The organism is Methanobrevibacter sp. (genome assembly GCF_030539875.1).
In the GTDB taxonomy this organism is placed as follows: Archaea; Methanobacteriota; Methanobacteria; order Methanobacteriales; family Methanobacteriaceae; genus Methanocatella.
Map to the genome: position 1 here is coordinate 1 of NZ_JAUNXI010000013.1, position 11,543 is coordinate 11,543.

8 protein-coding genes are annotated in these 11,543 nt (G+C 25.8%); 6 read left to right on the forward strand and 2 right to left on the reverse strand.

Features of this window, described 5'->3' with window-relative positions; translation table 11 throughout:
- Positions 1–125: 125 nt before the first annotated feature.
- Positions 126–947 carry a nicotianamine synthase family protein gene (locus tag Q4Q16_RS06040; protein ID WP_303346829.1) on the reverse strand — a complete coding sequence of 274 codons (822 nt, stop codon included), beginning with the start codon at positions 945–947 and terminating at the stop codon, positions 126–128.
- 1,306 nt (positions 948–2,253) lie between these two features.
- Between Q4Q16_RS06040 and Q4Q16_RS06045 the strand changes: the two genes are divergently transcribed.
- Positions 2,254–3,069 carry a hypothetical protein gene (locus Q4Q16_RS06045; RefSeq protein WP_368660215.1) on the forward strand — a complete coding sequence of 272 codons (816 nt, stop codon included), beginning with the start codon at positions 2,254–2,256 and terminating at the stop codon, positions 3,067–3,069.
- A gap of 245 nt (positions 3,070–3,314) precedes the next feature.
- Positions 3,315–4,250: a DUF1848 domain-containing protein gene (locus Q4Q16_RS06050; protein WP_303346895.1), complete on the forward strand. Its 936-nt coding sequence runs from the start codon at positions 3,315–3,317 to the stop codon at positions 4,248–4,250.
- On the opposite strand, the gene Q4Q16_RS06055 is transcribed toward Q4Q16_RS06050, so the two are convergent.
- A complete protein-coding gene (locus tag Q4Q16_RS06055; protein WP_303346830.1) occupies positions 4,236–6,218 on the reverse strand; it encodes a DUF2971 domain-containing protein in 1,983 nt (660 codons plus the stop codon). The two genes, Q4Q16_RS06050 and Q4Q16_RS06055, sit on opposite strands and share 15 nt — an antisense overlap.
- Before the next feature lie 346 nt (positions 6,219–6,564).
- Between Q4Q16_RS06055 and Q4Q16_RS06060 the strand changes: the two genes are divergently transcribed.
- The 4 genes from Q4Q16_RS06060 to Q4Q16_RS06075 all read left to right on the forward strand — a co-directional run bounded on the left by Q4Q16_RS06060 (position 6,565) and on the right by Q4Q16_RS06075 (position 11,533).
- On the forward strand, positions 6,565–8,115 hold the full coding sequence (locus Q4Q16_RS06060) for a site-specific DNA-methyltransferase (protein ID WP_303346831.1): 1,551 nt from the start codon (positions 6,565–6,567) through the stop codon (positions 8,113–8,115).
- A gap of 12 nt (positions 8,116–8,127) precedes the next feature.
- Positions 8,128–10,833, forward strand: coding sequence for a DEAD/DEAH box helicase family protein (locus tag Q4Q16_RS06065; RefSeq protein WP_303346832.1), 2,706 nt, complete (start codon positions 8,128–8,130; stop codon positions 10,831–10,833).
- A gap of 107 nt (positions 10,834–10,940) precedes the next feature.
- Positions 10,941–11,138 (forward strand): hypothetical protein, encoded by a 198-nt coding sequence (locus Q4Q16_RS06070; RefSeq protein ID WP_116592752.1) that lies wholly within the window; start codon positions 10,941–10,943, stop codon positions 11,136–11,138.
- A 146-nt stretch (positions 11,139–11,284) separates the two neighbouring features.
- Positions 11,285–11,533, forward strand: coding sequence for a hypothetical protein (locus Q4Q16_RS06075; RefSeq protein WP_303346833.1), 249 nt, complete (start codon positions 11,285–11,287; stop codon positions 11,531–11,533).
- Positions 11,534–11,543: the final 10 nt, after the last annotated feature.

The window sequence follows — 11,543 nt, forward strand, 5'->3', positions numbered from 1 at the left end:
GGTTGCTCCAATAAATTAAGTTTGATCCAAATCACTTAAGTTTTTGAAAGAGCCATGTAAAAATGAGGATTTTAAAAAAAGAAAAGGAAATTCTATTTTTACAATAGAATCATAAATTAATAAAATTAAAGAATTTTTCTAATTAAAACAGAAGTGTTGTTTGTATTTCCGGTTGGAAGTATCATTACTTCCTTATGGAATCCTCTTGTATCCTTATCCAAAACAGGAGAGTACAAGATTGCTCTCATTCCGGTATATGTCCTATAAATTACAGGAGTTTTTTCATCAACATATTGCCAGATGTTTGAAAATACCCTGTCTTTTGGTTCTGCCAATGCCGCAACCATTAAAATGTCATAATCCAAATCTTTTATAGCGGTTTCATCTCCAACAACAATCTCAATCTCGTTTTCAAGTCCTAATTTCTTTAAAACTTTTATTGACAATTCTGCAACATCTTCCTGTTGTTCTATTCCAATACATTTACATCCGAACAGTTTATTGAACATTATCAATGTTAATGGAAGAGGCCCTGAACCTAAAAACAGAAATGTTTTATCTTTGTTAAATTTAACCAGCTGACTTTCGTTATTCAATAATCCAACATAACGGTCATAGAATTGGAATGAATCAAGAGTTTCACTAACATTGTCTGATTCTAGAATCTCCAATGCGTTTTCAGTTTCAAGTCTTGCACCTACATAAACATAAAATTTTCTAATCAATTTTAAAGCATTATTCATCTTTTCATCATCAAGAATATGCTTTGCAGAGTCGAAATCTATTGTTTTATCATGTGCAATGATTTCAACATCATCTAGGATTTCAATAATTTCATTAATATCCACATCATCTAAAGCAGAATCACCATATTTATCTAAATCCCCATATGATGATAATTTACTAGCTATTTCTTCAAGTTTGCCCCAGTATTTATAACAACTCATAATATCACCAATTAACATGAATGATGTATTATTACATGATTCAAGTTTATAACCTTAACTATTATAATACAAATAAATTGAAAAATATTATAATAAAATAAATATTTTAAATCATTTTATTGAACAAAAAAAGAATGCTGAATTAATTTTTAAAAAATAATAATACCAATTGAATGAAAAAATATTAACAATAATATTAAATTAGAAAAAAGTATTACTAAAATGAAAATAGAATATAAAGACTTATTTTTCAAAAAAAAGATACGGAAATGCTCCCGCATGGCAAATTCAAAAAATAACAATGTAAAAATTAACAATAAAATGAAAAAAACAACAATAATTTAGCCAAAATAAGGACAATAATAAAAAATTATAAAACAATAAAATTCAAATAACTCCACAATATTGTTTTTTAGATTTTAAAAGAAATATTCCTTATTAATATGAACATATTACCTATTAAAACACTTTTTTTAAAAAAAATAAGACTAATTAAGCTGATTTTATAAAAGAAACATTTAAATAATTATTACTATTAATCACTATTTGATTATTGCTAATAAAATAATCAACTTTTACATCCATAGGGTATTCGCCAAATTCAAAAGAAAATTTTTGAAAAAAAGGCAAATAGTGATTCGATTGCAGAATAGAAAAATTTTTGCATAACGGAATTTGCCTTTGGTGGACACCCCAATATAAAAAAATATTAATAAATTGTCTTTATCATCAAATTTTGCCAACTAACTAAAGTATAAATTTATTTTTATTTTTTTATCATTAATTTTTACCAGCACACATAGGATTTATATTATGCATAAATTATTATTTTATACAAAATTTTGATAAAAAAATATTATTTAATACAAATTCTCTTTGTAATAATTATTACTTTTTCTTAAACTGTTTAAACAATTAGATTATAGTAAGTAAAATTTAAATTACTTTTCTTTAAAATAAAAACACACAAATCTTACAATTTAAGATGAAAATTAAAACGGCTATCCCTAATTTGATAAAATATCACCAAATCATGCATTATCAATAAGGTTATTAAATAATACTTTTTATAAAAAAAATATTACATGAGATTATTTTAAAAAAATAACTTATTTTAATTAATTAAATTGGTAAAATCCATTTAAAAATCGATAGAATTCAAATTAAACATTAATTTACTATTTTAAGATGAAGAAAACTTTATATAATTATTACTATTAACTAATTACGATTATTATGATATAATAATCAGTATTAAAAATTTAGCATACGCTAAAAATTAATATTACTTTTTAGGAGGTAACTAATGAAAATATATGATGACAATCTAGATTTATATGGTCCAGACGGAAAGATTATCGAAGAATCTGTACCACTTGAATCAATTAGCCCCCTTAAAAATTCTGCTATACAACAGATGATTTATGATATTAAAAGGTCTGCAGCTGTTAACTTAGCAGGTATTGAAAAAGGTTTAAAAACAGGTGCAATGGGTGGAAAATCTACATATGTTCCCGGACGGGAATTAGATTTGCCTATTGTCGAAAATGCAGAACTTATTGCAACAAAAATGAAAAAAATATTGCAAGTAAATGAAGATGATGACACCAGCGTTAATCTAATTAATGACGGACAGCAGTTATTGGTTCAAATACCATTTGAAAGATTGAATGTAGCTGCCGATTACAGCGTATCAACTTTACAGGCAAGTGCAGCAACTATCCGGACTATTATAGACAGTTTTGAAATTAATATGTTTGATGCGTCAACCATCAAAACTGTAGTAATGGGAGCTTATCCAAGAACCGTTGATCTTGCAGGTTCAAATATCAGTGCACTTTTAGGACCTCCGGTTCTTTTAGAGGGATTAGGATATGGTTTAAGAAACATTATGGCAAACCATGTAGTAGCTATTACCAACAAACAAACATTAAATGCAGCGGCATTATCCTCGATTATGGAACAGACAGCAATGTTTGAAACAGGAGATGCTACCGGAGCATTTGAAAGGATGCACTTATTGACTTTAGCTTATCAGGGACTAAATGCCAATAACTTAGTATTTGACATAGTTAAAGAAAACGGAAAAGGAACAGTAGGTACTGTTATGCCAATAGTATAGAAATTATCTACTACTTTTCTCTCACTACAGATACTAATTTTATTTTCTTCAGTAATTAAAGTTTTGGAAATTCGTTCAAATCGTAGAATTTTAACATATATTCAGATATAAAATAAAAACATTAGTGAATGTATAGAAATAAAAATGTTGTCTTGAACAGTTATTATTTATCAGAATTGGCTGTATGATGCTGGTCAAAACACAAATAAGAAATGTTAATGGCACCAGATATAGTAAGTGATAATATGATAATAAATGTCGGCGGAAGAACAGATATAGTGAACTACTACACTCCATGGCTACTGAATAGACTAGCTGAAGGATATGCATATTCAAGAAATCCATTTGCAAGGGAGAATGTATACAAGTTAAGCTTAAGGCCTGAAGATGTTGATTGTCTTTTGTTCTGCTCCAAAAACTACCAACCCATACTGAAACTAGGTGACATTGATGAAAAGTACAATATATTGTGCAACTACACAATTACTGCATACGGCAAGGACATAGAACCGAAAGTTCCAACAATAAATCAATCTATTAAAACGTTAAAACAATTATCTGATATTGTTGGTAGCAATAAGATTCTCTGGAGATATGACCCAATACTCCTGACTGAAAAATACACTATTGAAAAACATCTGGAAACATTCGAGTATATAGTCGAAAAGATCTCACCATTAGTTTACAGATGCATATTCAGCTTTGTTGATATGTACAAAAAAGTTGAAGAGAACATGCCTGAGATAATTCCACTTACTGAGGAAGATAAAGTGAAGCTATTGAAAGGGATTGGTGAGATATCAGAGAGATATAATCTTTACACTCAATCATGTGCAACAAATGAAAGCTATGAAAAATATGGTATTCATGCAGCAGGTTGCACAACTCGGGAAATTTTAGAACAGGCACACAATGTAGTTTATAAAAATGTTAAAGGAACTGGAATTAGGGAAAACTGTCACTGCCTTCCATCAAGAGACATAGGTGCGTATAATTCCTGTTTAAGTGAATGTAAATATTGCTACGCCAATCGAAAACCTGAAATTCCAAAAAATGTTATAAAATTGCATGATGAGAAATCACCATTGCTGCTTGGACATCTTAAGGAAGATGATAATCTAATTGATACAGAAGTAATAAGATATATTGAACCAAAACAAACCACCTTATTTGATTTTTAAATTATTATAAAGGATATATGGATTGGTTTTAGGATTAAAATAATCATTAATATTTATCATAATGTCTTCTTTATATGGTATATTCAATTCATTACAACATTCAAAGATGAATTTTGTGATTTCATGATTATAATTAATTTTTCCTAAAATCTCAAATAACATCTTATCTTTAGGAGATATTAATTGTAAAATATGTTTGTTCAGTGTTAAAAAGAGTCCAGTGTTCTCTAATTGGATATCATATGATTTATTAAATAAATTGTCATAACCAATAATGTACTGGTCTTTTGAATTTAAAAAAATTTCTTGGTAACGTGATTTAGTATTACTTTCTATTTTTTCAACAATTAATTTTAATTTTAGATATTCTTCATAACATCCATCTTCATCGAAGTGACCATTAATATAAAATAAATCAATTACTCTTTGGATATTATCTAAAATATTATTTCTAATTAACTCTTTTTGATTTTCATTTGTGAATGGATGCATTAACTTAGATTCATCAGAAGTATCATCTTCGATTAAGGTAACATAGTTATTTTTTAAGTTATAGTTAAATAATTCTCGTTCATAACTCTCTTTTTCTTTATCAGAGAGAATAACATAACGATTATAAAATCTCATGAATAATCTTTCAAAAAAAATCAAATATCTTACAATTTTTTTATTATAGAAACTTGAAATACAATATCCAATCCATTTTTCTAAGTTTTTTTCAATAGATAATCCATCAATAGTAGTTATGTGATTAAATGATTTATTATCGTATAATTTTATCAAAAATAATAATACATTAGTGTAATAGGGATATAACACAGGATAAATATTATTTTTAAATAATAGTTCCTCTAAAAAGAATTGTATTTCTTCATCAGTTAATTTATTAAATGAGTCAATAATTTTTGAAAATCTTTTTTCTATATCTATGTTTCTTAAAATAGGATAGTAAAAATAATCACGAATAATTGATTTACATGTCTTATTTTTAATAGATTCTACAATAAATAATTCATTTTCCGAACTTTTTTCAGAATATTTTAAAATTTCAATTTCATAAAGTTTAGCTTCACGTGAATCTTTTTCCATTTGATAAAGTGAAATTTCTCTTTTTTTACAAATATCAAATATTTTCCGTTTATTTTCGCTGCTGATTCTTTTGCCCAAATATATAGCAGAAGGTTTTGGCAATTTGAGAAAATATTTATCCCCAAGTTTCAATGCATTTCTTAAAAAAATTTCATGATTAAATAATAGTCTCCACTCTTTTTCATAACTCCAGTCTGTTTCCTTTCTTAAATATGGATCAAATGCAAGTTTATACATATGTTCTTTAAAATTGGATAATTCTTCAGTGTAATCATATCCATCCTCATATTTAATTGGGTAACATACATGCATTAAATATTCATAATCCTTAATATTGTATTTTATACAAATTCCTTTATTATTGTCAGTATAATGTGCCCACATTAATTTTATATCCTGATTTTCAGAAAAGCAAGTTAAATAAGTGTTTTCTTTACGGGCAATATTTCCATTTTTTAAAATATCATCGGACATGCCTAAAATGAAATTAGATAAATCATTATTAAATTCATTAAACGAAATTTTGGAATTAATATTATCGTCTGTTTCATAAATTATTTTCATTGTATCCAAATAAGGATTTTTAGAATTTTTTATTTGTTCTTTTTGATTAATGTTAAATTTTGTTTTTTTCATAAAATAAGGCAAACCGTTAGATTTGAATCTATTATAAAGTAATTCTTCATTATCATAAAAAATTTCGCCTTCATATAAATCATTTAAATTATTTGCATTGGATAAAAATATTAGGTCTGTTTCTAATAAATCAAAAGCATATCCATTGGCATCAATAGATTTATATTTATAAAGAGCCTTCGGCATTTTTTTATTTTTTAAATTATATGCTTTTTTAATGTTTTTACTATCATTTGAATACATTAATTTGAAGAAATCATCAATCACCGGAGAAAATAAAGATTTTGTACAGGGAAATATTGATAAGATAAAACAAATATTTCCTGAGGTTTTTGAAGAGGATGTTCTTAATTTTGAGAAATTAAAAAGTTTATTGAGTAAAGATTTAATTAAAGATGAAGAACATTATGGATTCACTTGGTATGGGAAAAATAGATGTTATAATTGTTTAAAACAAGAATCATATGATACATTAAGGCCAAGTATAAATGAAAGCAAATATTGGGAGGATACAAAAAATATTTTCATTGAAGGAGATAATTTAAGAGTATTGAAAATATTAAGGGATAACTATACTGATAAAGTAGATATGATTTATATTGATTGTCCATACAATAATGGAGATGAGGTAATAATTAAAGATTGTCCTGATTTAATTGAACAATCAGAAGATAATCTTGATGATTCGGAATTCTTTGTAAATAAAAAATCTAATCCCCAATTTCATACTGATTGGCTTAATATGATTTTTCCACGTATTTTATTATCAAGAGATTTATTAAAAGAAAATGGTTTAATTTTCATTACAATTGATGAAAATGAAATGGTTAACTTACGAAAGATTTGTGACGAAATATTTGGGAAAATAAATTATGTTGGTGAAGTTATACGTAAAACAAAAACTACTACTGCTGATAAAAATACCGGTTTTAACTTACAACATGATTATGTTTTAATTTATGCAAAGAATATTGATAAAATTTATTTAAATGGTGAAAAAAAAGAATTTTCAAATTATAAAAATCCTGATAACGATTCTTTAGGCGATTGGAAATCTAGCGATCCTAGTGCAAAAAGTGGTAGTGACTCAACATATTTCCCTATAGAAAATCCATATACAAAAAAAGTAGATTATCCTCCTGAAGGTCGATACTGGTCCTTTAGTAAAAATACTATGAAAAAATATATTGAATCTGGGAAAATTAAATTTAAAGAGGAAGATGACGGACATAGAGGATTCATATTTAAAACATATAAAAACGAATTAAAATCATTATATAATCCAGTTAATAGTTTATTTGCAACTACTTCTGACGATGACGATGAAGATAAAAATCCATATTTAAATGAGGTGGGCACCAAAGATGCAAGAGCTCTGTTTGATAAAGATTTATTTAAATACCCTAAACCAGTGATATTAATTAAAAAATTAATTAAATATTCAACAAATGGAAATGCAACAATTTTAGATTTCTTTTCTAGATCTGCAGCAACTGCTCAAGCAGTAATGGAATTGAATGAAGAAGAAGGCACTAATAATAATTTTATTCTGGTGCAAATACCTAAACAAATAGTTCAAGAAAGAGCTAATGACAAATATGCTAAAGATGCTATTAATTTTTTAGATGGTTTGGATAAACCACATTTTGATGTTGAATTATCTAAAGAGAGAATAAATCTCGCTGGAGAAAAAATAATTCAAAATTCAGAAAATGAAAATTTGGATATTGGGTTTAAAGTGTTTAAGTTAGATTCTTCAAATTTTTCTTTATGGCAACCTAATTTAGATAAAGAAAAACCTTTAGAAAGTTTGTATGATGCATTAGATAGTAATATAAATAATATTTTGCCTGGTCGAAACAAATTTGATATTTTGTATGAAATTTTAATAAAAGAAGGGTTAGAATTATCGATTCCTATAAAGGAAATTCAAGAAAACCTATTTTCAATAAATTCTGGACAATACATTGTTTGTTTAAAAGATAATGTTGATGAAAATATTTCAAATGAAATTATTGATGAGTGTAATCCTGACACTTGCGTAATATTTTTAGAAAAATGTTTTAAATCAGATGATTCACTTAAATCAAACATTAAAGAAAAATTGAAATATGATATAGCTTTATTTAAAACATTATGAGGAGGAGGTATTATGCAAAACAAAGAGATTAAATTACACTTTAATCCTAATTTAACCTATCAAAAAAATGCGATAGACTCAACAGTTAATTTGTTTCAAGGTCAAGATGAATTATCCCATGTGAATATTATTTCTTCCGGACAAAGAAGCTTTGATTCTAAATTTAATTTAATCAGTGGTGTAGGTAATCAATTAAAATTAAAATCCCCTCAAATTCGTGAAAACTTATTAAATATTCAAAAACATAACAATTTGATAAGTAAAATAGATTTAACAAATAGGTTGGATGCTACAATACAAATGGAAACTGGTACGGGGAAAACTTATGTTTATTTAAGAACTATTTTAGAATTAAATAGAAAATATAATTTTAAAAAATTTATTATTATTGTTCCAAGTATAGCTATTAGAGAAGGAGTATATAAAACATTAGAAAGCACTAAAGATCATTTTAGACGTTTATTTGAGAATGTCAACTATGATTATTTTATTTATGACAGTAAGAATCTGTCAAAGATTTTTGAGTTTTATAATAAAGATAATATTCAAATAATGATAATTAATATTTCTGCATTCAATAGGGATTTTGATGATGAAACAAAGACAAATATTATATATAAACCTCATGATGATTTAAACGGTAAAAGACCAATTGATTTAATAAAAGCAACTAAACCTTTAGTTATTATTGATGAACCTCAATCTACAGCCAGTGGTAAACAAAGTAAAAAAGCAATTAATTATTTGGAACCTTTATGTACTTTACAATATTCTGCTACACCAAAAGATAATAAAAATCTAATTTATAAATTAGATGCAATTGATGCTTTTCAATTAAATTTAGTTAAAAAAATAGAAGTGATGGATGTTAATCCAAATAATGAAGATATTGATGATTTAAATATTAAAAGAGTTCAAATTAGACAAACAATTAAAAAACATTTAGATAAAGAAAAAGAATTAAATAAAAAAGGAATAAAGGTTTTAAGTTTATTTTTCATTGATAAAGTTGATAAATATAGAATTTTTCAAGATAAAAAAAATAAAAATGACTATATTAATGGAATTTATGCAGATATATTCGAAGAAGAATATTTAAAACTAATCTCGGACCCTTATTATCAAGATTTAAAACAAGAATATTTGGATGTTAATAATGTTAAAAAATTTCATCAAGGATATTTTTCCGAAGATGGTAATGGGTTATATGTCGATACTAATGGAAAAGGTCAAAAGGATATCACTACTTATGATTTAATAATGAAATCTAAAGGAGAAATTTTAAATTTAGACCACCCATTGCGTTTTATTTTTTCACATACTACATTAAAAGAAGGATGGGATAATCCAAATGTATTCCAAATATGTACTTTAAATCCTACAAAATCAGATTTGAAAAAACATCAAGAAATAGGTCGTGGGCTTCGTTTATGTGTAAATCAAAATGGGGAAAGAGTTCATGATGAAAATATAAATATATTGACCATTATGGCTAATGAAAGTTATTCTTCATTTGCTAAAGCATTACAAGATGATTTAATGAAAGAAGGATATGAATTAGGTGTTATTAAAGAAAATTCCTTTGTTGGATTAAGCTATGAAGATTATGAGGGCAATAAATATTCTTTAAATTATGATCAATCAAAAAAGATTTTTGAATTTTTCAAAGAAAAAAACTACATTGATGAAAATGGTGAATTGGAAAATGAATTAAAATATTCTTTAGAGCATAATGAACTTATTGAGATACCGGTAGAATTTATGGACTTTTATGATGAAATCTATGATGTATTATTAAAATATTCAGTGAGTTTTGTCAAAGATGCAAATGAGCGCAGAGAAATAAAAATTAATGATGATATATTTAATCTTAAAGAATTTGATGAACTTTGGGATAAAATCAAATATAAAACATTTTATAGTGTTAAAATAAATACTGAAGAGTTAATAGATTTATGTTGTGAAGAAATGCAATCTTTAAATAATATTAAGTCTCTTGTTGAAGTAACAAACAGTAAATTAGATATGGGTTATTTTGGAGTTACTTTTGATAATATTGAAAGAGAATCAATTGTTATAGAGCCGAATTATGATAATTTGCCAAATATTCTCGATGTTCTTCAGAAGAACACTGATGTTACTAGAGACACTATTGCTAAAATTTTAAAAAAGAGTGGAACGTTAAATATTTTCATTGAAAATCCTGAAGAGTATATTAAGAGAGCCACTAAAATTATCAATTCAGTAATGAGAAAATTGAAAATTAAAGATATTGTTTATAGTAAAACAGAAAAGTATTATGACAAAAATTTGTTTAAACAAAAGAAAATTTATACGTATACTAGCCAAGCTATTTCAATGGAGGATAAAAAATCATTATATGATTATCTTCTTTATGATTCTGGTGGTGAAGTAAAATTTGCAAATAAATTAGAAATTGATAATCGAATAAAATTCTATGCAAAATTACCTAATTGGTATAAATTAGACACTCCTTTCGGCACATATAATCCTGATTGGTCTATTTGTGTGCAAAAAGATGCTGAAAATTCATATTTTGTCATTGAAACTAAGTCGAATGTGGATTGTGATAAATTACGTGGGGAAGAGTGTTATAAAATTGACTGTGCCAAAAAACATTTTAAAGAATTAGAAGTTGATTATTATCCTGTTGATAATTTTGAAACATTTGAAGAGATTTTTAATTCAAAAGAATAAAACAATTATTCTTAAAGTTGTGATGTTGAAAGTATAATAATTGATACTTTTATATAAAAGTAATAATAAAATATTATATTAATTATTATATACAGGTTGTAATACGTATGGCCAATATAAATAATACCTCATCCTATATGGATGAAGACAAAAAGCAAATTATCAAAGAGTCTAATTATACCTATAGAGATGCTCTTGAAGTTTCAGCTTTTCTTATTGAAACCGGAAGGTTCGAAAGATTCTACAAAGAAATGCAAATTGCAGACCTCCAAAAAGAACTTGATCAAATGGATAAAGAAGAGTAATAAATACTTCAAAAAATATATCTCCAGGATATAACTCTTAACAAAAACTATTTTTGATTGTAAAAGGTAATAATAAAATTTATTATTACTTTTATATTTTTTACATAATATAATTTTATATATAATATATAATAAAATTATATATTATGTTACCTGAAAAAACCAATATTAGTGCAAGAGTGGAAATAACTCTCAAAAAAATTGTTGAAGACTCAACCTTCACCCACAAGGACGCATATGAACTTGGAGCAAAACTAATAGCTATGGGAAATGCAGAAGACACTTTAGCATTAATAAACACCAATCCTGATTTTGAAAGAATCATCAAGCAAACAGAATACCGATTGATTGAAGCAAGGAAAAAAGAACTGGAAAGAGAATTAAGAGATTTATAGGAGTACCATC